The organism is Parahaliea aestuarii (assembly GCF_008064635.1).
Classification (GTDB): domain Bacteria; phylum Pseudomonadota; class Gammaproteobacteria; order Pseudomonadales; family Halieaceae; genus Parahaliea; species Parahaliea aestuarii.
The window spans coordinates 74899-100011 of record NZ_VRYZ01000009.1; the positions used below are offsets into that span (position 1 = coordinate 74899).

Genomic DNA, 25113 nt, shown 5'->3' on the forward strand with positions numbered 1-25113 from the left:
GCGAAGAGGGCGCGATTATAGCGGACAAATCCGGGTGAAGCACGACCCTCCGGGCAGGGCTGATATCGACTGAAACCTGTTCCCTGAAAACCGGGAGTTTGCTACGGGTTGGCTACCGGAATCTCGTCCAGGTAGCCCCAGGGTTCCAGCGCGATGAATTGCGGGCCGTTCCAGAGGATGATGGGCAGTGGCTCGGGATTGACGTAGCCCTCGAAGGTGCTGTCCAGGAAGGTGTCGGAGGGCTGTGCTTCGAAGACCTTTAACTCGGCAAACATCACATTGCGGTCGTACTTGAGCAGGTCGGCAACCTCTTCCCAGTAGACGAAATCGTTGGCCTCCATCCAGCCTGGCAACGGTCGTGTGGTGAGCATGTCATCGTCTGCGGGCAGGGCAATGTCCACGTCGAGGGCAATGCCTTCCTCCATGTCCTCCAGCAGTATGCGGATACGCTGGTCGTCGATACGGTAGCTGAAGTCGGGGTTTGGCTCTTCGATCAACAGGAACAGGGAGGACGGGTCGAGGAAGTTGAAATCCTCGCCGGGGTTCTGGTCCTGCCAGTCCGTGTAGCGTTCCAATGCGATAACCGGATCGAAACCGCCTGCCGTGGACTGTGCTTCGAGCACGCTGAACCGTGGCCGGGGGTCCTCCTCGGCCGGGTTTATCACGTAGGTAGACCATTCCGCCCGGAAACTGTCGAGATTCTGTCCCGAGGCTTCATAGACATTGAGCGACACCGCGTACACGGCCTCACATTGTTCGGGGTAGAAGCGGATCCTGGCCAGCTCGAAGCTCTCGGGCAGGAAGGCCTGTTTGAAATCCGCTACCCGCTCCTCCGGAATCTCGTAGTTGATGAAGATGGCCTTTGGCTCGGGCTTCAGAGAGAAGAACAGCCTTGGCTTTTCCGCACCCGCGAAGACCGCCAGGCCATGGTACAGGTCGGCAACCGCATAGTGCAGCGTGGCGAGTGCGGGCACCGACAGGCCGAGATTGGCCCCGGCTCTGTAGAGCTGTGCGTACACACTGTCGGGCGACTGGCCCGCCAGTACCTGGCCACTGAGGCAGGTAAACAACTCGGAGCCGCTGCCGGCCGCATCCGCTCCTGCCTGGCACTGGGCGTCGGTGACGGTGGCAACCGCCTCATTGAGGGGCTGCACCATGTATTCGGTGGTCCCGCTCGCCACCAGTACCTGCGCCAGTTCTTCGGTGTAAGCCAGCCACGGCACGTTACCGCTTACCCGCACCGTCTCCGGGTTGATAGCGGTGAAAGGCGAGCTGACTGAACTGCCGTCATAGTAGTAGGCCGAGCGCAGGCCGCCTGGTCCAAGGGTGCGCTCGCCGGCGTTCAGAAAAGCCTCGGAAAGAAAAACTTCACCACTCGCGCTGGCGCTGTCCAGCGGAACGGCAATCGCCAGCCCGATGGCCGGGCCATTGAGGGACACTTCCAGGCTCGACGCGGTTTGGGTCACCTGCAGGTCACTGCCTGTTTCGATACGGGCTTCCAGCAGATCCAGTCCCGCTGCGGCAGCGGCTTTGTCAAAACGGTACAGGCGCGGCGTCGGGTCGCCGTTCTCGCTGACGAAAGTCTTCCACTCAATGCGCGCGCCTTCACTGGCCCGGGAGGCGTTACCGATGTCCGCCAGCAGGTAATAGCGGGACGCATCGGGGGCGGGCGTGGCGGGGAGTGAGGCCCGGGCCAGAGCGAGCCCGGCGGGCAAGTCGATCTCCAGCGCAAACGCACCGGCATCGCCCTCGCCGATTGTCCATACCAGCAGGGCCCGGTCATCCACATTCAGGGCGAATACCGGCGGCTCTTTGCCGGAGATGGTGGTTTGCTGCAGCGCGGCGTTTATCTGGCTGCCGCCAAAAATGGCGTTGCGAATGGACTGCAGGGTCGCCTTTTTCTCTTTCGTAATCGCCAGCGGCGGCAGGGTCGATGGGTCGAACGGGTTGACCACGGGGACATCAGACGCCTCACAGAAGGCGCTTGCCTCCGGCCCGGATGTACCGCCGCTCCTTGAGGACCCGTCACTGCAGGCGGTCATGGCCAGCGCGGTGGCAATGACGATGGCAGCTTGTCGGAGTTCACATTTGCCGAGATTCATGCCAACCAGAACGTATGTGAGATAGGTGAGTATACGGCCAGTAGCAGGAAGTGGATTGGCGGGCCGGGAAAGGCCTGGATCCTCGACCGGTCGACAGTTTCACCGGGCAGTGCGGCCACCTCCTGTAAAACTTTTTCGAAAATTCTGGGCATAAGTCCGGTCATTCGCCGCTTTCCCTGTTGAGTGGCCAGGGACGGCTGCTTCCCAGTGCGCATCACTGGCTGATTCAGGATGAACGCCACCGCGCGATAGCCCGGTATGGCACTGTTCGAAGGGAGTTCGACACCGGGTATGTGCAAGTGGAATCACTAGGACCAAAGATCGTTTCCGAAATTGAGGGCCGGCGCTCGGGGCGTCTGGCGGATATCACCGGCGGGCTCACCGCGTCGTTTGTCACCCTGCCCAAGGCAATGGCCTATGGCGCTCTGGTGTTTGTGCCGCTGGGGCCGGACTACGTGGCCACCGGCCTGATGGCGGGCATTATCTCCCTGGCCTTTGGCAACCTGCTGAGCTTCCGCGGCGGCAGCCCGATTGTCATCAATAGTACGCTGTCGCTGGCGTCGCTGATGCTGGCTGCGCTGTTGGCGGGTTTGCTGGAGCGCCTGGCGAACCTGCCGGCAGAGGCGCGGCAATCCCTCGCGCTGTCACTCTTGTTCCTCACGATTTTTCTGGCCGGTTTTTTCCAGGTGCTGGCGGGGCTGGTGAAGTTCGGTGGACTCTCGCGGCTGATACCCAGGCAGGTGATTTCGGGCCTGATCAATGGCGTGTCTGTGCTGATATTCCTGTCCCAGCTGCCGGTATTGCTGGGTATGCCCGTGGGAGCATCGCTGCTGGACTGGTCCTCCGAAGGCGGCGGGTGGGCGCCCTGGAATTTACTGGTCGGCGCGATCACCATCCTGGGCATCGTTGCCGGGAAGCGTCTGCCGGGGCCGGTACCGCCGGTGTTCACTGGCATCGGCTTGGGCTGCGCTACCTTCTATCTCGTGCAGTACCTCACGGGTGTCGCGCCCGGGCCGTTGTTGGGGAAGCTGGAGAGCGGTCTGCCCACGCCGGCGACGGGATTGGCATTCCTTCGCCTGGCGCCCGACTTTGCCGGCCAGTTGCTGTATGTGTTGCCCTATGCCCTTGGCTTGGCGGGGGTATTGTCGCTGTGGAGCTTGCTGTTCATGGCCTCGGGGGACAATCGTCAGGGCGGGCGCAGTAACGGCAATGTCGAGCTGCTCAGCCAGGGGGCCAGCAATATGCTGCTGGCCTGTTTTGGCGGGGTCTCTGTGGCGGGCAACTCGAATACGCTGGTCAACTACGATAACGGCGGCCGTACCCGGGTATCCCGGGTCAGCTGTGGCGTGTTTGCATTGGCGGTGCTGATGTTCCTGGGGCCGCTGATCTCGCATATCCCTGCCGTGCTGCTGGCGGGCGTGCTGGTGGTGTTTTCGGTGCAGGCCATCGATCCCTGGAGCCTGCGGATGGCGCGCATTGCCTTCGGCGGTGGTGTGGAGTCCCGCGAAGCCCTGCGCGATCTGTGCATTATGCTGCTGGTGCTGGGGATTTTGCTGGGGCTGGGTGTACTGGAGGCCGTCGCGGCGGGCATGGGAATTTCACTGGCGCTGTTTCTTCTGCGTATGGGGCAGGAGATCATCCGTGGCGACAGCAATGGCACTGAAGTGAATTCAGGGGCCGTTCGCAGTCACCGGGAGCAGATTCTGCTGAAGGCGCGCGGGCGGGCAATCCGGCTTATTGAAGTCGAGGGGGCCTTGTTCTTCGGCACGGCGGATACCGTGGCCGACCGCATCCGGCAGTGCGCAGAGCAGCGGGCCGAGTACCTTGTCCTCGATTTGCGGCGCATCACTGAAGTGGATGCTACCGGTGCCGAGATGCTGTCCAGGATGAACACCTATTGCCGGGAGGCTGGCCAGCGACTGTTGTTGAGTGGTGTCGACCTGCGCGAGTCCGACAATGCCTTCCTGCAGCGCATCGGCACCCTCGACAACTTTGAGGGGCATCACTTTGTCTATCTGAACGACGCATTGCGTTTCGCCGAGGACCAACTGCTGGCAAATGCTCTCGGGTCGGAGCGTTACCAGTCGGCAATCGCCTTTGCTGATTTTGGCCTGTGCCGGAAGCTGGAAGCGGCGGATGTCGAGGTACTCCGGGGCTATTTTCACCTAACCCATTACGCCGACGGTGAGGCGCTGTTCTTTGAGGATGGCGACGCCGATACCGTGTTTCTGCTGGCCAGCGGGCAGGTGGACGTGCGGGTCAGGGTTTCAAACAGCGCCGACAAGACGGTACAGAGCATCTGTCCGGGGTTCCTGTGCGGGGAGCTCGGCGTGCTGGAAAACCGCAAGCGCTACGGTACGGCTTATGCGCGGGGGGAGGTGCAATGCTACTGCATGACGCAGTCGAGCCTGTCGACGCTGCAGCGGCTAGCACCGGATGTGGCGTTCAAATTCCTGGCGGGCATGTCGACCGAACTCGCCGATCGCCTGGCGGCCAAATCCCGGGCGATGGCCAGCAAGCTCTACGTTTAGGCATTCAGCTTTCCGGCTTTAACATGGCCCGGTTCCGGTTGGCCTCAATGCCGTCGATCAGGGTGTCGATCACGAAGCGGTGGGTGTCGGTGTTATCGCCGGTGGCCACCAGGCGGTGGATGGCGGGGTAGCGGTCCTGCGGCAGCTGGCTGAAATCGGGCTCGGGGGCGGTATCCAGGCGCCTGGCCAGGCCGTCGAGGGCCAGGCCGATGGCGGCGGCGCTCACGGCCTTGATGGCGCATTGGGTCGACTCCAGGTCAAAGCCGTCCGCCTCGAAGGCCTTGATGCCGGCTTCCAGCGATTCCATGGCCCGCTCACCCTGGGCCGGGCCCTGCTGCAGCAGCTGGAAGGCGCCGGGATGCTCCAGGGCCAGCGCCTGTATCGCTTCCACAAAGCCCCGCGCCCATGCCTGCCAGCTGATCGCGCCGCACGGCAGTTCCGTTTCCGCCATCAGTGCCATCGCCATTTCCACCATTAACGCTTCCTTGGTGGGGATATGGTTGTAGAGAGAGGTGACGTGCACCCCCAGTACCTTGGCGATGCCGCGCAGGGTCACGGCGTGCAGGCCGCTCTTGTCGGCGATGCGGATGGCGGTGGCGACGATCTTTTCCCGGTTCAGTGGGGCCTTGGGCACTGCGTGGTTCTCCTTGACAGTCTCAAACCTACGCTGTAGGTTACACAAACCTACACTGTAGGTTAAGAAAATTCTTGAAAGGGCGATATCGCATGAACAAGGGATTCAAGGTAGTGGCAATGCTGCTGGCCTTCGCGGGTTTTGCGACGGTCTACGCACAGGAGCCGGCGATCACCGCGCCGAGTATTACGCAACAGACACTGCAGGATGAGGTGGCGGATGCGCCTGTAGAGGCGGGTGTGGAAGACAGCGCCGAGGACGGGCAGCCCGCGCTCACTGCACAGGATCTGCGTATCTGGCTGGACGGTTATTTGGGTGCTTCGCTGGCATCGGCGGATATCGCCGGTGCCGTGGTCAGTGTGGTGAAGGACGGCGAGATTCTGCTGTCGCAGGGCTACGGCCACGCCGACGTGGAAGCCGATAAGCCAATGGACCCGGCCCGCACCCTGGTGCGCGTGGGTTCGACCTCCAAGCTGTTTACCTGGACGGCGGTGATGCAACTGGTCGAGCAGGGCCGCCTGGATCTCGACCAGGACGTGAACGAGTACCTGGATTTCCGCCTGCCGGAGCGGGACGGCCGCGCGGTCACCATGAACGACCTGATGACCCACCGCGGCGGTTTTGAAGAGGGCCTGAAAGCCCTGCTGATCACCGACCCGGAGCTGTACATCTCCAACGAGACCTATCTCAAGGAGCACATGCGGCCGCGCATTTTTGCCGCCGGTGAGACGCCCGCCTACTCCAATTACGGTACGGCGCTGGCCGGCTACATTGTGGAGCGCATTTCCGGCGAGCCCTTTGACGACTATGTGGACAGGCATCTGCTGGAGCCCCTGGGCATGGCGCACTCCAGCTTCCGCCAGCCGCTGCCACCGGCCCTGGCGGAAAACCTCTCGCGCGGCTATATGACCAGCAAGGATGAGCCCTGGCCCTTTGAATTTGTGACCTCCTCGCCCGCCGGCAGCCTGAGCGCCACGGCCGACGATATGGCGAAGTTCATGCTGATGCACCTGCAGCAGGGTGAGTATCGGGGCCAGGTGATCCTGCGCGCGGAGACGGCACAGCAGATGCACAGTCCCAGCGCTCCGTCGCAGCCCGGCTTTGCCACCCTGGCCCACGGTTTCTTTTACGGCGAGAAGAACGGCCACCGCTTTATCGGCCACGGCGGCGACACGGTGGTGTTCCATACCGACATGAACCTGCTGCCCGACGAGGGCGTCGGCTTCTTCGTCAGTTTCAACAGCCGCGGTAGCCAGGACGCGGTGTACGGTGTGCGCCAGCGCCTGTTCGACGATTTCATGGATCGCTACTTCCCGGCGGACGCCGAGGCGGCAGAACAGCCGGCGCTGGCAAATGCCGCCGAGCAGGCCCGGGCGGTGGCGGGTTACTACCAGAGCTCGCGCCGTATCGAAACGGCCTTCCTCAAGCTGGTGTATGTGCTGCAGCAGGCGGAAGTGGTGGCCAACGAAGACGGCACCCTGGGGCTGTCCGCCGAGCCGGACAAGCGCTTCCGTTACGTGGCCGCCAACACCTGGCGGGAAGAGGGCGGTGACAAGCTGCTCCATATCGCGCCGGTGGACGGGCGGCTCACGCTCACCGACAGTGATAACCCGGTCTCTGTGATGCAGGCGGTGCCTGCCGCCGAGAGCGCGGGCCTCAACCTTTTTGTGTTGCTGGCCTCTGCCGGTGTGTTGCTGTTCGCGGTGCTGGCCTGGCCGGTGGCCTGGCGCTATCGCCGCCTGTACCGCCAGCCGCCCCCATTGGCCGGTCGTTCGCTGCTGGCCTACCGCCTGGCCCGGGTCGCCGCACTGGCCTCGCTGGCCTACCTGGTGGGCTGGTATTTTGCCTTCCAGCCCCTGCTGCAAAACCAGCTGGACGCCTATGGTCTGGGGATGGATGGCCTGCTGCGCAGCCTGCAGTTCGCCGCGGTGGTGCCGCTGGTGGCGGCTGCCGTCGGTCTGTGGAATGTGAGGTTGAGTATTGGCAGCGGTCGCTGGGGCGCCATCCTGTTCAGCCTGGTGCTGGCCGCGGCCCTGCTGGGCGTGGTGTGGGTCGCCTGGGTTGGCAAGTTGATGGGCTTCAACCTGGAGTACTGACGCCGCAGGGGAAGTGCCTAAAAAGTAGCGAAAAGGGCCGGGGTTCTCCCGGCCCTTTTTCGTTCAGCCTTCTTCCGGCACGTAGCGCAGGTTCAGGTCGTGGAAGTCGAAGGAAAAGTCCGTCGCCGGCGACACTGCTTTCATCTGGATGCCTTCCACCCCGCCCTCGGGACTCAGTTCAAAGGACACGTAGGCGTCGGCGTTCAGTGTCGTGTCGGTCCAGCGGGCGATAAAGGTGTCGTACTGGAAGTGCTCAAGGGGGCCTTCCAGGGTGGCGCTGCGCTCTGAGGTGAACCAGAGTTGCCCCTTCTTGTTCAGGCTGATCTCGATATTGCCGTACCAGGGGTCGTTGTAGGTGCCGGTGTAGTCCTTCAGTGGCAGCCGCGGGGTGCTGTCGCTGTCGCGTTCGGCGGCGGCTTGCGCCACTTCGCTGTCGGCATCGGCCACACGCGTGTTGGCGGCGTCGTGGGCGATGGCCACCCAGTCCTTGCCGCTCTCGTTGCTGGTCTCTGCCAGAAAGCTGTCGACGATGTCGTTGACCACCGCCAGCGGTGCACTGGACATCAGGTTGTTGCTGGCGAATACCGCAAGGTCCTGTTCCGGCAGCAGGGCGATGTAGGTGGTCATGCCCCACAGGCCGCCGCCGTGGGTGTACACCGGCTGGCCATAGAAAGTGGAGACATTCCAGCCGAGGGCATAGGCGGTGAGAAAGGCGCCGGCGTGTTCCACCAGGTAGCTGCGCGACTGGGTGAGGGTGACCGGGTTGAACAGTTCCTTCATCTGTTCACGACTGACCAGCTGCTCGCCATTGCGGGTTTTGCCATCGGCCAGCAGGAACTGCATCCACAGGGCCATGCCGCCGGCGCTGCAGTTAATGCCGCCGGTGGGGGCGATCAGCGGGTTGGCGAGCGAGTCGGTGATCTGCCATTCGCCGTCGACCAGCAGGTGCGGCGTTGCTTTGGAGGCGGATGCGGGTACCCGGGTCAGCCCGGCGGTGCAGTCGCCCATGCCGATGGGGGCCAGCAGTTCGCGCTCGACAAAATCCTCGTAAGGCATACCGGATGCCGCCGCGATTACCTCGCCGGCAATAATAAAAAGCAGGTTGTCGTAGGCAAACTCGGAGCGGAAACTGGAGCTGGGTTTGAGGTGGCGCATGGCGCGCACGACTTCGTCGCGGGTGGTGTTGGTTTGTGGCACCAGCAGCAGGTCGCCGGCGCCGAGCGGCAGGCCGCTGCGGTGAGTCAGCAAATCGCGCACGGTAAATTCCCGGGTCACCCAGGGGTCGTACATGCGAAAGTCCGGAAGGTAGTCGATCACCGGTGCGTCCCACTCGACTTTGCCTTCGTCCACCAGCAGGGCCAGGGCGGCGGCGGTGAAGGCCTTGGTCACCGAGGCAATCTGGAACAGGGTGTCGTCGTCCACCTTGTTCGCCGTGTTCATCTCGGCGATGCCCGTTCCGCCGCTGTACCAGGTCTTGCCCTGGTGCACCACCGCGACCGCCATGCCCGGTACCTGGAAAGTGTCCATGGCGCGGGCGATGTCTTTCTCGATGTCGGACGCCGAGGGGGCGGCCAGGGCGGCGGGTGCGCCCGCCAGCAGGCCGATGGCCAGCGCCAGGGGCCGCAGCCCGCGGCTGGACCGAGAGCCCTGCAATGAATGTGGAGGTGTGGTTGTCGCCGCGCTGCTTTTGCTCATGTTCTGGTGTGCTCCTGGATGGTGGGGCCGCGTTTTCCCGCTTCGCCTGCGGAAATTCATCGTCTTATGGCAGCCATAAAATTGCAACAAGCTTAGTTTAGGCAGTGTTAACCTTTCATTCCTCGTGATATAACAGCTTACGTGAAAGGTTTTACATAGCGCTTTCCGCCCAGTGCGGGGGCTGAAAAAAATAGAAGGGGGAAGTCATGAAAGCAGGTCTGATGAAGTATTCCATTCTGGGGGCTGCGGTATCGGCAGCGAGTCTATCCATGGCGGCGTCCGCCCAGGTGTCCAGCGCCCAGGAAGGCGCGCAGCTGGAAGAGGTGCTGGTCACCGCCAGTCGCCGTGAGCAAAAGCTGCAGGACGTGCCCGCCGCGGTGGTGGCGGTGGCGCCCGAGGACTTCAAGTTCCAGGGCCTGCAGCAGGTGTCGGATATCTTCGCCTATACCCCGGGTGTGACCTTTGACGATTCCGGTGCCATTGGCCGCGGTACAATTTCCGCCCGCGGGGTACCCCAGGTGCTGGCCATCCCGGTCTTTGGTGTCTATCTGGATGACACCCCGCTGTCCCCCAATACCAACTTCGCCGGTGGCGGTACCTTCCTCGATGGCCTGCTGATGGATCTGGAGCGCATCGAAGTGATTAAAGGCCCCCAGGGCACGCTGTACGGCGCCACCTCGGTCGGCGGCATGATGCGCTACATCTCCAGGGATCCCGCCCTCGACGAGATGCGCGGCACCATCAGCGTGGACGCCAATGAAATCGAGAACGGCGAGTCGGGCAATACCATCAGCGGTACTATCAGCCTGCCGCTGATCAAGGACACCCTCGGCGTGACCCTGTCGGGTTTCCGCCAGGACCGCGGCGGCTACGTGGACTATGTCAATCCGGCCACGGGTCAAGTGGTCGATGAAGACGTCGATCAGGCCGACAATGAAGGCGGCTCGTTTGATCTGCTTTACCGCCCAGTCGAACGGCTGGACCTCCGCTTCAAGTACGTGAAGCAGGAAGCCACCTTCGATATCGCTTCCACGGTACAACTGGCAGGTATCGACAGCGATGACGCCATGTTCGGCGACTATACGACCATCTCCGAACCCGGTGCGGAAAAAGTCGAATACGAGATTATTGCCGGTACCCTGAACTACGATTTCGACTGGGCCACCCTGACATTCAACAGCAGCAACGTTGAGCTGAGCTACGGCCAGCAGTCGGACTTTACCTCCGCCATCGGCGGGCTGTTGGACCAGGTGGCCGGGCAGCCACCCGGTACCACAACACTGGTTGTGGCTGACCTGCAGCAGGGCTCTGACAAGTACGTGCAGGAATTGCGCCTGACCTCCGCCCCAAGCGACACTCTGGAGTGGATTGCCGGCGTTTACTACACGGAAGAGGAGACCTTCAACAACCAGGTGGTGTCGGCGACGCCGGTGTTACCCTTTGAAGTACTCAGCGCCAAGCTGCCCTCCGACTACAAGGAGCTGGCTGGCTTCGGTGATGTTACCTATTACTTTACCCCGGCATTTGATGTGACCGCGGGTGTGCGGGTAAGTCGCTCTGAAGTGACCCTGCAGGTTGATACTGCGGGTATTCTGGCGGGAGAGAGCAGTTTCAGCGGCGACAAGATTGAAGACACCGTCGACACCTACCTGCTGGCAGCCAGCTACCGCCCGACAGATGACCTGTCCCTCTACGGCCGCATTGCCAGTGGTTACCGCCCTGCCATGACCAACCTGCCCCTGCTGGATCCGGTGACCGGTGAGAACCTTGCCGATCCACTGATCGAATCCGACGAGGTTTGGAGCTATGAACTCGGCGCCAAGGGGCAAAGCGCCAATGGTCTCCTGGGGTATGACCTGGCCCTGTGGATGCTGGACTGGGACAACTTCCAGACCACGATTTTTGCCAATGGCGTTAATACTGGCGCCAACGCCGAGGACGGGTTGAGCGCCTACGGCATGGAAGGTGAGCTGACGATCAACCCGACCGACAACCTGACCTTCCTCGCCAACATCGCCTACGCCGACAGCACACTCAATGACGATGAGCCAGGCCTTGGCGGCGTGGACGGGGAGCAAGTGCCGAACCTGCCGGAGTGGACGGCGTCACTGCGCTGGAACTACGACTTCCCGTTGATGGGTGACTGGCGCGGCACCTTCTCCGGCGGTGTGCGTTACACCGGCGAGTACGAGTCTGCCTATAGCCAGTCCACCACCAACCAGGCCGTAAAAGTGGACAGCCGCACCCTGACAGACGTCAATCTCAGTGTGAACTACGAGAACTACACTGTCGGCGTCTACGCCACCAACCTGTTCGACGAGCGCGCCCTGAACAGCCGCACCGACCAGATCGCCGGCCCGGGCGTGTTTAACTCCACCGGCGTCTTCGAGCGTCCGCGCACCATCGGTGTCAACCTGCGCTACGATTTTTAAGGCAAGGAGAAGCAGCGTGAAAATGCAAGTCGAGCAGGTGAGCTACCCGCTGGTACGCCCCTTTGCCATCACCGGTTATCGCTTTGAAGCCGCCAACACCGTGCAGGTGCGCCTGAGTGATGGCGAGTACAGCGGCCGCGGCGAAGGGATGGGTGTTTACTACCAAGGTGAAAACCAGCAGAGCATGGCGGAGCAACTGGAAAGTGTGGTGAGCGCCGTGGAAAGCGGTGCTGGCCGCCAGGACGTGCGCGACTTGCTGCCGGCCGGGGGCGCGCTGAACGCCCTCGACTGCGCGCTGTGGGATCTGGAAGCCAAGCGCGGCGGCACCTCTGTGTGGCAGTTGCTGAACATGCAGCCGAAGCCGCTGACCACGGTTTGCACCATCGGCATCGACACGCCCGAGGTGATGGCGGATCTCGCCCGCCAGCACAGCCGCTACCCCAACCTCAAAATCAAGCTCAGCGAAGACGCCCCTATCGAGCGCCTGGAAGCCATCCGCGCGGCGCGACCGGACGCGGCACTGGTGATCGACGTGAACCAGGGCTGGTCCATCGAGGAACTGCGCGAGTACGCCCCCGCGACCCAGCGCCTGGGTATCGCGATGATCGAGCAACCGCTCAAGCGCGGCGATGACGAGGCGCTGGAGGGCTACGTGTCACCGGTGCCGCTGGGTGCCGATGAATCCTGCCTGCACGCCGAAGACTACGAGCGGGTGGCGCGCTATTACTCGGTGATCAACATCAAGCTCGACAAATGCGGCGGCCTGACCCAGGGCCTGGAACTGGCCAAGCTCGCCCAGCGGGATGGCAAAACACTGATGGTGGGCAATATGACAGGGTCTTCCCTGTCCATGGCGCCGGCCTTCGTGATCGGGCAGTTCTGCCAGTTTGTCGACATCGACGGTGCACTGTTCCTGAGCCGCGATATCGAAAACGGACTGGACTACGGCGAGGGCGGCGTAGTGGCCGTTCCGTCACCGGCACTGTGGGGCTGAAGCCCCGCGTCAAAGCGAAGCGACAGGATAACCGGAGATAAAGATGACCGCAGGCAGCCAGGCGGCGTGGAACCGTCGACGTTTTTTGAAGGGAATCGGTACAGCCGCCGTGGCGGCGCCGATGATCAACCTCGGCAGTTTCAAGGTGTTCGCGGCCAGCGACAAACGCTACAGCCGCCGCGCCGTGGACCTGGTGACCTCCACCCGTGTGTTCGACATGCTGTCTGCGCCCTACGCCTACGGGCCGATGGTGCAGGCCCTGATGTCGGCAGAGCCCAAGCGCAAGGACGGCTTTGCCATTCCCGATGAGCAGATGGCGCTGGTGCTGGAGTCCGGTGTGGATGTGTTCAACCCGGCGGTGGGGCTGGGTGGCGACGAAGTCATGGCCTTTATCGGGCGCATGAACGCGCTGGTGGCGGAGCGCCCCGGGCAGATCGTGCGCATCGATACCCTGGCCGACATGGAGCGGCTCGAGAAAGGTCGCAGTGTCGGCATCATCCTCGGTGTGCAGAACTCCGACCATTTCCGCGAGCCCGACGACGTGGACGTGTACTACCACCTGGGTCAGCGCGTCAGCCAGCTCACCTATAACCGCCAGAACCTGCTGGGCAGCGGGGCTACCGACCGGGTGGACGGTGGCGTCAGCTCCCTCGGCGCGGCGGTGGTCGAACGGATGAACGAACTTGGCATGGCGGTGGACGTGTCCCACTGCGGCGACCAGACCACCCTCGACGCCTTTGAGGTATCGAGCAAGCCGGTCCTGATTACCCACTCCAATGTGCGCGCCCTGGCCGGCGGCCACGTGCGCTGTAAATCCGACGAGGCGATCAGGGCCATGGCCCGCAGCGGCGGGGTGATGGGCATTACCGCGGTGCGCCAGTTTGTGAGTGACAAAGAGCCGACCACCATCGAGCAGTACATCGATCACATCCGTTACGTGGCCGACCTGGTGGGCGTGGAGCATGTGGGTGTCGGCTCCGACCAGGACATGCACGGCTACGACGATATGCCGGAAGACGCCCAGCAGGCGCTGAAGAGTGGTTATTCGGCCAGCTATGCCTTCCGCCAGAAGCTGGACGTCGATGGTTACGACCATCCGCGCCGGATCTACGATCTCGCCGAGGGCCTGATCAAGCGCAAATTTTCCGACGATGACATCCGCGGTGTGCTGGGCGGCAACTTCGCCCGCGCGCTGGGCACCATCTGGAAAGCATAACAACACACGCTGAATCAGGGCCGGGCGATAGCGCCGGACCCGGTTCCGCAGTGCAATACATAAGGGAGACAGGTTAGCGATGACTGAAGCAGGTTTTTGGTGCCGCAGTGTGCGCCGGGTGGCCGCTGCGGCGGTGCTGTGCGCCAGCGCTGTGGGGCAGGTGTTTGCGAGTGTGCCGGATGTGACAGACCCGGCCGTGGTCGAGGCCTTCGTCGACGGCGCGGTGATCCCGACCATGGAAAAGCATCACAGTCCCTCCGGTGTGGTGGCGGTGATGAAGGACGGCAAAGTTATCCTGGAGAAGGGCTACGGCTATATCGATGTGGAGAAGCGCATTCCCGTCGATGCCAGCGAAAGCATGTTCCGCCCCGGCTCGATTTCCAAGCTGTTCACCTGGATTGCCGTCATGCAGCAGGTGGAGCAGGGCAAGCTCGACCTCGATGTGGATGTGAATACCTACCTCGAGACCTTCCAGGTGGAAGATACCTACCCCGGCCAGCCGGTGACCCTGCGCCACGTGCTGACCCATACCGCTGGTTTTGAAGACGGCGCGGTGGGCTACCTGATTATCGATGACCCTGAGCGGATCATGCCGCTGGCGGAAGCGCTGGCCCATTACCAGCCCGCCCGCGTCACCGCCCCCGGCGAGCGCGTGGCCTATTCCAACTGGGCGACCACCCTGGCGGGCCATATTGTGGCCAATGTCAGCGGTCTGTCCTTCAACGACTATGTGCAGACCCACATCTTCGATGTGCTGGGCATGACGCACTCCACCTTTGTGGAACCGCTGCCGGCGAGTCTTGAGCCCTTTATGGCCAAGGCCTACCTGTTTGAAGCAGGCGAGTACGTCGAGACGCCCTACGAGATCGTGGCCAACTTCGGTCCCGCCGGTGCCGCCGCGGTGAGCGCCCGCGACATGACCTTCTTCGCCCGCGCCCTGCTGCACGATGGCGCCTGGGAAGGACGGCGCATCCTCAAGCCGCAAACCCTGCAGCAGATGCTGGATGAAGGCTTTGTGCACGACGACCGGGTGCGCGGCGTCGGCCTGGGCTTTCTCAAGCGGGAGTACGGTCCGGAGGGTTTTGACAACTACGGCCACGATGGCTCTACCACCCGCTTCAACTCCCACTTCGGCCTGTCGAAGTCGGAAGACTTCATGTTGTTCTCTTCCTTCAGCGGCCCCAACGGCGGCGCGGTGCACCAGCACTTTGTGAAGGCTTTCTACGACGAGTTCTTCCCCCGGCCGGCGCCGAAGCTCGAACCCCCGGCAGACTTCGCTGAGCGGGCCGCGGGCTTTGCCGGCATCTACAACAGTTCCCGGGGCAGCTTCACCAAGATCGAAGCCATCATGCGCCCACTGGGCGGCATGAAGGTGGTGCCCATGCCGGACAACACCCTGCTGGTAGGCGACACGCGCTACGTGGAAGAAGAACGCAACCTGTTCCGCGCCCAGTACGGCACCGAGCGCATTGCCTTCCAGCAGGCCGAGGATGGCACCATCGAAGGTTTCGTGATGGACGGCCTCGGCGTATTCCAGTTCTACCGTGTTCCCTTCTATGAGTCGGCGGATTTCACCCTGCTGTTGATCGGCCTGTCCCTGCTGGTCTCGGTGCTGGTGGTGTTGCGACTGGCCTATCAACGGCGCGAGGTTCGCGTAGCTGGCAGTGCCGAGCAGCGGGCCGAGTACACCTCGCTGGCGTTTGCCCTGTTGACGCTGGGTTTCTACGGCCTGGTGGGTGTTGCGGTCAGCGGCGGGTTGGAAGGCCTCTTCTATGCTCTGCCGGCGTCACTCAAGTTCTCCCTGGTATTCCCGCTGCTGCTGGTGCCGGTCGTGCTGTATCACTTTTACCAGTGCGTGCAGGTCTGGCGCGAGGGCCTGTTCCAGGGGCTGTGGCCGCGCATTCGCTACAGCATCGTGACGCTGGTGGCACTGCTCGGCCTGTGGTTCTACTACTTCTGGAACCTGCTGGGCTTCAACTACCTCGTATGATCACCACGGGGTTGCGGCCGGCAGGCACCGCGGTGTTGCCGGCCGGCTGGCCTAGCAACGGGTGGCGTAGCCAGCGCGGAGTGCGACAGGACACATGATAGACGCCGCGGATACCTTCACCCTCGGCGCTGTGCTGCTGGCCTGCGTTGCCTTCAGCTTCTGGGCCGAGCGCACCCGTATCGGCCTGAACGTGGGCGGCCCGCTGATCGTGCTGTTCCTCAGCATGGCGCTCGCCAACGTCGGGGTCATTCCCCACGCCAGTGGCCTGTACGACACGGTTGGCGGCCTGCTGGTGCCGCTGGCCATTCCCCTGTTGATGTTGCGTGCCGATATCCGCCGCGTGGTTCGCGATGGGGGCCCCTTGCTGCTGGCCTTCCTGCTGGCGGTGGTGTTTACCGTGGCGGGCGGGGTGGCGGCGTTCTACCTGGTCGACCTCGGGGAGATCGGGCCGCAGGTGGCGGGTACGCTGGTGGCCAGCTATATCGGTGGTTCCCTCAACTTCGTCGCTACTGCAAAAGCGGTGGGCCTGGAAGATCCCTCGCTCTACAGTGTCGCCATGTCGGCGGATGCGGTGGGCGCGGTGTTTTTCCTGATGGCCCTGATGAGCCTGCCGGCCCTGGCGTGGGTGCGCCGGGCCATGCCGTCGCGCTACCTGGCCAGCGGCGCGGCTGCGGATGCAACTGTAACGCCGCAGGAGGAAGCACCCGGCGAGCCCCTGCAACTACACCGCATCAGCCTGGGGATGGCCCTGAGCCTGTTGTTATGCGCCATCGCCCAGGGCGTGGCCGCGGTGCTCGAAGCCGACAGTCTGTTCATCCTGGTGCTGACGCTGCTGGCGCTGGTGGTGGCCAACGCCGGTGGCCGCATTGTGCGCCATGTGCAGTACGACTTCGAACTGGGCACGCTGTTCATGTACATCTTCTTTGCCGCCATCGGCGCCGGCGCCGACATTGCGCTGGTGATAGAGACCGCCCTGCCCATGCTGTGGTTTATCGGGGTGGTGGTGGTGGTTCACCTGCTGTTGCTGCTGGCGGTGGGGAGTGTCCTGCGCCTCGACCTGGCGGATGTGATGATCGCCTCCAACGCCTGCATCCTGGGTCCGGCGCCGGCCGCGGCGCTCGCCGCCAGTCGCGGCTGGCGCGGCCTGGTGTCGCCGGGGATGCTGGTGGGGCTGCTGGGCTACGCGATTGCGACCTTTATCGGCATAGCCTTGACCAGGGCGCTGGGCTGACCCCGGCGCGGGGTCAGACTTTCAGGTCGCGGGTGTAGAACTGTTTGCTCGAGAAGATCGTATTGAGGACCCGGTCTTCAATCTGGCTCAGGGTGTCGTGCACCGCCATCTTGATGCGCGCCGGTTCATAGCCGCGCATGATGTCGAATATCATGCCCTGCTGGGCGCTGGAATAGGGTGATGAGTCGTTGGCCTTGATGTACAGCCAGTAGATGCGCATGGCGGTGTCTTCCAGCTGTCCGGCCCAGTCCAGCATCAGCGGGTAGCCGGTTTTCTCGCACACCATCATGTTCAGTTCTTTATTTTTCTTGAGGATGTTGAGGGCGGTGTCGTCGCTGTCGATGGGGTGCATGGCCTCGATCTCGGCATTGCGGCGGTCCAGTTCGTCGTAGTCCACATAGGCGGCGGCCTGGGTCCAGATCGAGGGCAGGAATACCTTGCGCAGGGCGAAGTTCTGTTTGATCTCCAGTGCTGTCAGCGGTGCAACCTGGGTCACCCTGGGCGAGATGGAAACGAGGAAGTGCTGGGCAATCAGGCGCTCGATGAGGTTGCGGGCCACGGTGCGGCTGATGCCAAACATGTCACTGAGAATGTTCTCCGACACCTTTTGGCTCGGCGCCAGCTGTTGTGTGACGATCGCATCCATGATGGCGCTGTAGGCGTCATCACCTTCTGCTTTTTTGTATGTCTGCCTGCGCATTGGCACCCCCTGGTCAGTTATCAGCCGCGGAGCCGGGCTATTGGTCCGCATTGCGTGCTGACACTATACCCGCCTCCGGCGCGCAATGGAGTTATCGCCCCAATACTCCAGATGCCCGCCATTATAGCTGCGTTAAAGTAAAAAATATTTAATTTCAGCTGTTCTAAAATGCAATAATCGGTGCTATAACTGCTATATTTGGTCAATGAATGATCAAGTTCACGCAGGCAAAACAGCCATAATGCTTATTAGAGCAGCCTTAATTTGGGGAGAGTCACATGCAGCATCGTTCCAGGTCATCGCTCCTGCTGGGGCCGATTGTATTGGCAACAGCTATTCCAGCCTCTGCGCAGTCCACGGACAGCTCGGGGGAATCGGCTTCAAATGCCATTGAGGAAGTCGTTGTTACCTCACGGTTCCGCGAGGAAACGGTGCAGGACATCGGTGTTGCAGTGTCCGGGGTTACGGCTGACTCGATTGAGAACCTTGGAGTCAAAAACTTTGACGACCTCATTCAGAATGTCGTCGGTATCTCTAACGTACGAACCCAGCAAAACAGCAATAACGTGCAAATACGCGGTATTGCCAATGATCTGAGCGCATTCTACGCATCGAGTAACGTGATCAGTTTCTATGTCGACGATGTTTCCGTGACTGCGACAACAGGCCAGCGTGATTTCGGTGTTGTCGATCTTGATCGTGTCGAGATTATCCGGGGTGCTCAGCCCACCTTGTTTGGTGAAGGTGCGGTGGGCGGTGTAATACGCTACTTCACGGCAGATCCCGATCTAGCCAGCGAAAACGTCACTGGCACGGTGCATGCTTCGATGGAATCCATCGATGGCGGCGGCTATGCCAAGCGAATAGACGGCGCGACAAATTTTGTTCTCAATCCAGACAAACTCGCCGTACGACTGTCTGCTTACGGCACTGAGGATGACGGTTTCATATACAACCGCCTGGCTGACGAAGAAGAGGCCAATGGTTTTGAAAGCTATGGCGGCCGCGCTGTCGTACTGGCTCGTCCAACCGATAACCTGGAAGTCAGGCTGTCAGCGTTTGTTGCAAGGGACGAGTATGAACTGGATTCACAAATTCAGGTCGGTACAGATCCTGAAGACGCGATCTACGGGCTGGCAGGCTTCGCGGATGGCAGTTTCCCCGATTTTATTGGCGAGGGGCAGGATGACTTTGATCTCTTCTCCGGCAGGCTGACCTACAACTGGGATCAATTTGAACTAACCTCCATCACCGGGTACTACACCCGTGACATCGTGGCTGATTCGCTGAGCGTGGGAAATACCCTGGGGTTGGCGCCGTTCTTCCCGACGGTCGATACAACCACGTTTACCTCGATTACCAACGAAAGTGAAATGTTTTCGCAGGAGTTCCGGCTCGTCTCCAATTTCGACGGTCCTCTGAATTTCACCTCGGGGTTGTATTACCGGGATCGGGACGTGCTGCTTGATGAGTCCCTGGTGTCTCCCGGTATTGCTGCCGTGACTGAACCCACAACGTCGAACATTTTCACCTCGACAAGTGCCAATGAGTCGGAACAGTTCTCTGTTTTTGTAGAGGCTACCTACGAGCTAACTGAAGCGCTCCGGTTGATCGGTGGCGTGCGCTACGTGGATGACACCTACACCTCCGAAATTGTCTTTAATGAAACCATTAATTTTATTCCGTCCAATGGCCCCTGGACCGAAGATAACCCTATCGGATTCGTCTATCCGGCCGAAGTGCTGGACATCGCCGGTGTACCGGGGCCCTATGAGTTCGAGCTCAATGAGTATTTGCCCCACGTAGGGGTGGAGTTCGATGTCCAGGACAATATGCTGCTGTACGCGAACGTCGCAAAGGGCATTCGCAACGGCGGTGTCGGGCAGGCCATTGCGGCGCTTGCCGCGGCGGGTGACGAGAACGACCCCAACTTCGCGCAGAACTTTGCCAATGAGCTCTTCTATGATGACGACAGCGTGGTGACCATTGACGCAGGCTTCAAGTCAACGTGGCTGGAAGGTAATCTGCTGGTCAACATGAGCGCGTTTCACACTGAGTTCAAAGACACCCAGATCACTATTCAATCGCCTGCGACCAGTGTCACAAACGGGCCAGACCAGCGACTCATCGGTGTTGAGCTGGAAACTCAGTATGTCTGGAACAGCAACCTGACCACGTTCTTCAACGCGACCGCGATGGATACGGAGTTTGAGGGCGATTTCAGTATTACTGGCCTGGGCGTAGACATTGAAAAGGGCGATCGCGCCGTCAACGCACCGAAGCTGTCATTTGCGACAGGCTATACCTACATTATGGCCATTGGCGACAGCGGCTGGAATCTCAAGTCCTCAGGTGCCTACCAGTACATTGGCAGCCGGTATTCAAGCAACCAGAACTTTCCTTCAACAGAACTTGATTCGATTGAAAACCTGAACTTGCGCCTCGGGTTTGAAAAGGACGGCTATTCCGTCATGGCCTACGTTTCGAACGCGCTGAATGACATAGAAGCGGTTGCAAAAGGTCCTGCAGCTGTGTCCGCTTCGCGCGATGAGAATGGCGTTGCACTTGATGCGCCTCTCAACTCTCTGGCCATTAACCGCCCGCGAGCGTTCGGAGTAAGCTTCAGAGTCGACTTCTAGGTAAGGTACCCGGGGCAACCTCCGGGCGATGCGCCCGGAGGTTGCCATTTACGTTTCCACAGTCCAGAAAAATCACTGCGAATGGTGTCTGATTTATGGTTTTAATCGCGCGTTTTCTGGTTGCGGTCCTGCTTGTAGGGGCTTGTGGCAAGTCCATGGGCAGCGACCTGGACCTGGTGATCATTAACGGCCGGGTTATCGATCCCGAGTCGCGAACTGACGCAGTCCTCAACGTTGGAATTCGAGGAAGCCGGATTGTTTCCGTCACTGCCGACGATATGTCTGCCTCAAGAGTCATCGACGCGCAAGGGAAGCTAGTGAGTCCGGGCTTCATTGATATGCATGCCCACGGCCAGAACATCCTGAGTGGTCGCGTGCAGGCGCTGGATGGTGTCACCACGGCTCTGGAACTTGAGGCCGGTGTTTGGCCGGTCAATCGCTGGTACGCCGAGTTGGCGAAGGAAGGGCGCCCCATTAACTATGGAGCTTCAGTAAACTGGGCGTTTGCACGCGTAGACGCGCTGCTTGGGTCCGGGCCAGAAGGGGATGATGACTGGTTGACTGAGCAGTTCGCGGGGGCGGAGTGGCAGGCAAAACTGACCAGCGATAGCCAACTCGACGAAATAATGACTCGCGTGCAACAGGGGCTGGATCAGGGGGGGCTGGGTATTGGCTTTCTGCTGGGCTATGCGCCGGATGTGGGTCGTAAGGAATACTTTCATCTGACGGATCTGGCAGCCCGGAACGAGGTGCCTACTTTTACGCATGCCCGTTATCTTTCCATGCTGGAACCCGATAGTTCCTTCGAAGCAATGGCGGAAATCGTCGCCGCTGCCGCCGGCACCGGGGCGCACGCTCACATCGTCCATCTGAACTCCATCAGCCTGCGGGATATTGGTCCCATCGGGCGAATGATCTCCTCGGCCAGGGATCAGGGGGTGCGTCTTTCGACAGAGGCTTATCCCTACGGTGCAGGTTCAACCCATATCGGTGCTGCCATGTTCAGGCAAGAAAACTGGCAGGAAAAAATTGGCGGTATCACCGCACACAATTTCGATGTGAATGGGGCTCGCCTGGAGGAAGCAGAATTCGAACGCTTGCAGAGTGAGGCGCCTGAAACGGGCGTGGTGGTTCATTTGCTGGATACCGCGGTACCGGAAGACCAGGCATTCCTGGATCAGTCAGTACTGTTTCCCGGCGGAGTGATAGCGTCAGACGGCGGCGACTGGAGTCTGGATGGCAAGCCAGTGGAAAGCGACACCTGGCCACTACCAGAAAAAGCCTGGAGCCACCCTCGCAGTGCAGGCACCTATGCGCGCTTTCTGCGCAACTATGTTGTAGAGCGTAATACGCTAAGCTGGCTGGATGCTATTGAGCGAGTCAGCTATGGTCCTGCGCGCTTGCTTGAAGCTGCAGTTCCGCAGATGCAACGCAAGGGGCGCATTCAGGTTGGTGCAGACGCGGATATTGTGATCATTGATCCTGTCCGTGTTACCGACAATGCGACCTATACGGCGCCTGCACAAACATCGAGTGGAATTAACTACGTCATCGTCAACGGCCAGGTGCTGGTCGAGAACGGCGAACTGGATACAGACGTGCTTCCCGGCAAGGCGATTCGCAATGACCAGCCCTCACAATCCAGCGGTGAAATGTGAACTGGTACCGCACCTATCTGCTGCCCGGTCTTGTCTTTCAATCGGTAGTGATTGGTGGCGGCTACGCTACAGGGCGTGAGCTGATCGAGTTCTTCCTGCCAAGCGGGCCGGTGGGCGGCCTGCTGGGATTGCTGGTTGCTGGTGCTGTGTTCGGCCTGGTTCTGGCCGCGGGTTTCGAATTTGCACGTGTTTTCCGCGCCTATGACTACCGGCACTTCTGCCAGGCCCTGCTGGGCCGGGGTTGGGTTCTCTTTGAGTTGGCCTTTTGCGTGCTTCTGTTACTTATTCTGTCTGTAATTGGTTCGGCGGCCGGCGAGATGCTGGCAGACAACCTGGGCGCGCCTCCACTCGCGGGAACGCTGTTGCTGATGGTCGCGATCTCCGTGCTAACTTTTACGGGCTCGGAGACAATCAAGCAGGTGCTGGCTGGCTGGTCTTTCCTGCTGTACTTCGTTTACGCCCTGCTGGTTGTACTGGCCTTTCACCAGTTTGGGGACGACATTGTCACCGCCTACACCAAGGCTGACGTCGGTAGTGGCTGGCTGCAAAGCGGCATCCTGTATTCGGGATACAACCTCGCTGTGCTTCCCGCGGTACTGTTTGTGGTTGCCCGGCAGACCCGCCGCCGCCAGGCGGTGGGTGCGGGACTACTGGCCGGCCTTGTCGCCATTATTCCGGCAATGGGATTTTACGTCGCGATGATGGGCGCCTACCCCGCCATAGGCGAACAGGCGGTGCCCGCCAATTACCTGATGACCCTGTTGGGAATGAAGTGGTTTGAGTTGCTGTTCCAGGTTGTCGTCTTCGGCACCTTCATCGAGACAGGCACGGCCCTGTTGCACGCGGTGAACGAGCGGCTGGATGGCTGGCTGGTTGACTCGGGACAGTCCCTGCCCAGGCTGGCCCGCCCTGCCGTGGCACTGGCCTTCCTGTGTGTGGCGATCTTTGCCGCCGCCCGGATCGGCATCATTGACCTGATTGCCCAAGGCTACAATGCGCTTACCCTGGTCTTTATTGCCGTGTTGGTGCTGCCGCTGCTGAGCTACGGGCTCTGGCGAATCGGTCGCGCTGACCGTTCAACTATCACAGGCCGGGGTAACGGGAGTCCGCAAGCTTCCGCTGCCGGGCAGGCGGCCGAGGAGAATGCAAAACCATGAATGTAATCGAACTGACACCGCCCTACCTGATTTTCCTGGGTGATGTAACGACTATGACATACGCCAAAACCGGCGCCGGTCTGGCTCAGTGGCGCCCGGAACTTTGTGCGGGCCAGTTGAGCCTGGTAACCGGTGGCGTGGATCTTGGCCTGCCTGCCATGACAGTTGCCGAGGCTAAAGCTCAGGGTGTGCGCTCGCTGGTAGTGGGCACGGCCTCGGTGGGGGGCGGGATCCAGCCCTCTTGGGAAAGCACTCTGGTGGAGGCGGCCGAGGCAGGACTCGACATTGTCGCCGGCCTGCACGTGCGTCTTGCCAGCAACGCTCGCCTGGCGACTGCGGCCAAGGCTTCCGGAGTCCGACTGGTGGATGTGCGCATCCCCCCCGCGGACCTGCCGGTGGGTACCGGTAAAAAACGCAGCGGCATGCGCCTGCTAACCATGGGGACCGATTGCGCGGTCGGCAAGAAGTACACCGCGCTGGCCCTGGAGGCGGCCATGCGCGATGCCGGGATGGCGGCGAGCTTTCGCGCCTCTGGCCAGACCGGCGTCATGATCGCCGGTGAGGGATTGCCCATCGATGCGGTAGTGGCCGACTTTATATCCGGTGCGGCGGAATTGTTGTCGCCGGATAATGCGCCGGACCACTGGGATATTATCGAAGGGCAGGGTGCCCTGACCCACCCCGGCTACGCGGCGGTCACTACAGGACTTCTGCTCGGGTCCCAGCCGGATGCATTCGTGGTCTGCCACGAGGCAGGGCGTAGCCAGGTCTCCGGATGGGAAGACTACCCGCTGCCTTCCATAGACGAAATTATCCAGCGCACCGTCGCTGTGGGATCGATCACCAATCCCGGTATCCACTGTGTGGGGGTGAGTGTGAACACATCAACGCTGGCGCCCGACGAGCGGCGTCCCTATCTGGAGCAGCTGGAGCGCGAACTGGGCCTGCCCTGTGTCGATCCGCTGATTGACGGCATGGCCGCGATTGTTGAGCGACTGCGCTTGGAAACGAACAGCGCTTCCGCGCGAGAAGCAGGAGCGGCACTGTGAAGATGTTGATTGAGCGCGGGAATTACCCCCTGGCGCGGCCATTCTCGATTACCGGCTATGTATTCAACTCTACAGATACGGTACAGGTGACCCTGAAAGATGGAGAGCATTGCGGACGTGGCGAGGGCATCGGTGTCTATTACAACGACGACACGATTGATGGCATGGTGGCGCAGCTGGAGAGCGTGCGGCAGGCGGTAGAGTCTGGCCTTTGCCGCGAGGAGGTCCAGGAATTGCTCCCCCCTGGAGGCGCGCTGAATGCCCTGGACTGTGCTTTCTGGGACCTGGAAGCCAAGCGCGCGGGTGTGTCTGTCTGGCAATTGCTGGACATGTCCCCGAAGCCCCTGCACACCGTTTGCACGATCGGTATCGACACGCCGGAGGCCATGGCTGAACTGGCCCGCACCTACAGCCGCTACCCCAACCTCAAGATCAAGCTCAGCGACGACCGGCCTATCGAGCGGCTGGAAGCCATTCGCGCCGCACGGCCGGATGCGACACTGGTGATTGACGTCAACCAGGGCTGGAGCTTTGACGAGCTTCGCGAGTACACGCCGGCCGCCCAGCGTCTCGGTATTGCCATGATCGAACAGCCTCTGGCCCGCGGTGCCGACGAGTGCCTGGAGGGCTTTCGCTCACCGGTGCCCCTGGGCGCAGACGAATCCTGCCTGCACGCCGGGGAGTATGCCGCGGTAGCGCCGCGCTACGACGTCATCAATATCAAACTGGACAAGTGCGGAGGCCTCACCCAGGGCTTGCGCCTGGCCGAGCTCGCCCGGGCGGATAACAAGGCGCTGATGGTGGGCAATATGACCGGCACCTCCCTGTCGATGGCCCCGGCCTTCGTGATTGGCCAGTTCTGCCGTTTTGTCGATATTGACGGACCCTTGCTGCTGGCCAGGGATATTGAATACGGGCTGACCTATGGCGAGGGTGGTGTGGTCGAAGCGCCCGTGCCCCGGTTGTGGGGTTGAGGCCCAAAGAACTCG

Annotated in this window: 16 protein-coding genes; 12 read left to right on the top strand and 4 right to left on the bottom strand. The window is 61.3% G+C overall.

Going from position 1 to position 25113, the window contains the following annotated elements:
- Positions 1-101 precede the first annotated feature (101 nt).
- Positions 102-2102 carry a hypothetical protein gene (locus tag FVW59_RS17775; protein ID WP_148065727.1) on the bottom strand — a complete coding sequence of 667 codons (2001 nt, stop codon included), beginning with the start codon at positions 2100-2102 and terminating at the stop codon, positions 102-104.
- Between the two features lie 299 nt (positions 2103-2401).
- On the opposite strand from FVW59_RS17775, the gene FVW59_RS17780 reads away from it, so the two are divergent.
- On the top strand, positions 2402-4633 hold the full coding sequence (locus FVW59_RS17780; RefSeq protein ID WP_148065728.1) for an SLC26A/SulP transporter family protein: 2232 nt from the start codon (positions 2402-2404) through the stop codon (positions 4631-4633).
- Between the two features lie 4 nt (positions 4634-4637).
- On the opposite strand, the gene FVW59_RS17785 is transcribed toward FVW59_RS17780, so the two are convergent.
- The gene (locus FVW59_RS17785; RefSeq protein WP_148065729.1) at positions 4638-5267 is read right to left on the bottom strand and encodes a TetR/AcrR family transcriptional regulator; all 630 of its coding nucleotides are present in this window, start codon (positions 5265-5267) and stop codon (positions 4638-4640) included.
- A 92-nt stretch (positions 5268-5359) separates the two neighbouring features.
- Here FVW59_RS17785 and FVW59_RS17790 point away from each other — a divergent pair, with 92 nt between their 5' ends.
- Entirely contained in the window at positions 5360-7363 is a 2004-nt protein-coding gene (locus FVW59_RS17790) for a serine hydrolase domain-containing protein (protein WP_148065730.1), read from the top strand.
- A gap of 63 nt (positions 7364-7426) precedes the next feature.
- Here the strand turns inward: FVW59_RS17790 and FVW59_RS17795 are convergent, their stop codons facing one another.
- A complete protein-coding gene (locus FVW59_RS17795; RefSeq protein ID WP_187275961.1) occupies positions 7427-9058 on the bottom strand; it encodes a serine hydrolase in 1632 nt (543 codons plus the stop codon).
- 206 nt (positions 9059-9264) lie between these two features.
- On the opposite strand from FVW59_RS17795, the gene FVW59_RS17800 reads away from it, so the two are divergent.
- The 5 genes from FVW59_RS17800 (at position 9265) to FVW59_RS17820 (ending at position 16921) form a co-directional block, all read left to right on the top strand.
- Positions 9265-11490, top strand: a complete 2226-nt coding sequence (locus FVW59_RS17800; protein ID WP_148065732.1) for a TonB-dependent receptor — start codon at positions 9265-9267, stop codon at positions 11488-11490.
- Between the two features lie 22 nt (positions 11491-11512).
- The gene (locus FVW59_RS17805; RefSeq protein WP_246139792.1) at positions 11513-12484 is read left to right on the top strand and encodes a dipeptide epimerase; all 972 of its coding nucleotides are present in this window, start codon (positions 11513-11515) and stop codon (positions 12482-12484) included.
- Between the two features lie 43 nt (positions 12485-12527).
- Positions 12528-13700, top strand: a complete 1173-nt coding sequence (locus FVW59_RS17810; RefSeq protein WP_148065734.1) for a dipeptidase — start codon at positions 12528-12530, stop codon at positions 13698-13700.
- 79 nt (positions 13701-13779) lie between these two features.
- Entirely contained in the window at positions 13780-15690 is a 1911-nt protein-coding gene (locus FVW59_RS17815) for a serine hydrolase domain-containing protein (protein ID WP_148065735.1), read from the top strand.
- Between the two features lie 94 nt (positions 15691-15784).
- On the top strand, positions 15785-16921 hold the full coding sequence (locus FVW59_RS17820) for a DUF819 family protein (protein ID WP_148065736.1): 1137 nt from the start codon (positions 15785-15787) through the stop codon (positions 16919-16921).
- Positions 16922-16934: 13 nt separating this feature from the next.
- Here FVW59_RS17820 and FVW59_RS17825 read toward each other — a convergent pair whose 3' ends face one another.
- Positions 16935-17621 (bottom strand): GntR family transcriptional regulator, encoded by a 687-nt coding sequence (locus FVW59_RS17825; RefSeq protein WP_148065737.1) that lies wholly within the window; start codon positions 17619-17621, stop codon positions 16935-16937.
- A gap of 278 nt (positions 17622-17899) precedes the next feature.
- On the opposite strand from FVW59_RS17825, the gene FVW59_RS17830 reads away from it, so the two are divergent.
- From FVW59_RS17830 to FVW59_RS17850, 5 genes are all read left to right on the top strand, one after another.
- A complete protein-coding gene (locus FVW59_RS17830) occupies positions 17900-20260 on the top strand; it encodes a TonB-dependent receptor (RefSeq protein ID WP_148065738.1) in 2361 nt (786 codons plus the stop codon).
- 95 nt (positions 20261-20355) lie between these two features.
- Positions 20356-21918 carry an amidohydrolase family protein gene (locus FVW59_RS17835; RefSeq protein ID WP_148065739.1) on the top strand — a complete coding sequence of 521 codons (1563 nt, stop codon included), beginning with the start codon at positions 20356-20358 and terminating at the stop codon, positions 21916-21918.
- A 110-nt stretch (positions 21919-22028) separates the two neighbouring features.
- Entirely contained in the window at positions 22029-23075 is a 1047-nt protein-coding gene (locus tag FVW59_RS17840) for a hypothetical protein (protein WP_187275962.1), read from the top strand.
- A complete protein-coding gene (locus tag FVW59_RS17845) occupies positions 23072-24124 on the top strand; it encodes an N-acetyltransferase DgcN family protein (protein WP_148065740.1) in 1053 nt (350 codons plus the stop codon). The genes FVW59_RS17840 and FVW59_RS17845 overlap by 4 nt, the downstream gene beginning before the upstream one ends.
- A 2-nt stretch (positions 24125-24126) precedes the next feature.
- Complete coding sequence (locus FVW59_RS17850; protein ID WP_246139793.1) at positions 24127-25098, top strand: dipeptide epimerase; 972 nt, start codon at positions 24127-24129, stop codon at positions 25096-25098.
- Positions 25099-25113 lie beyond the last annotated feature (15 nt).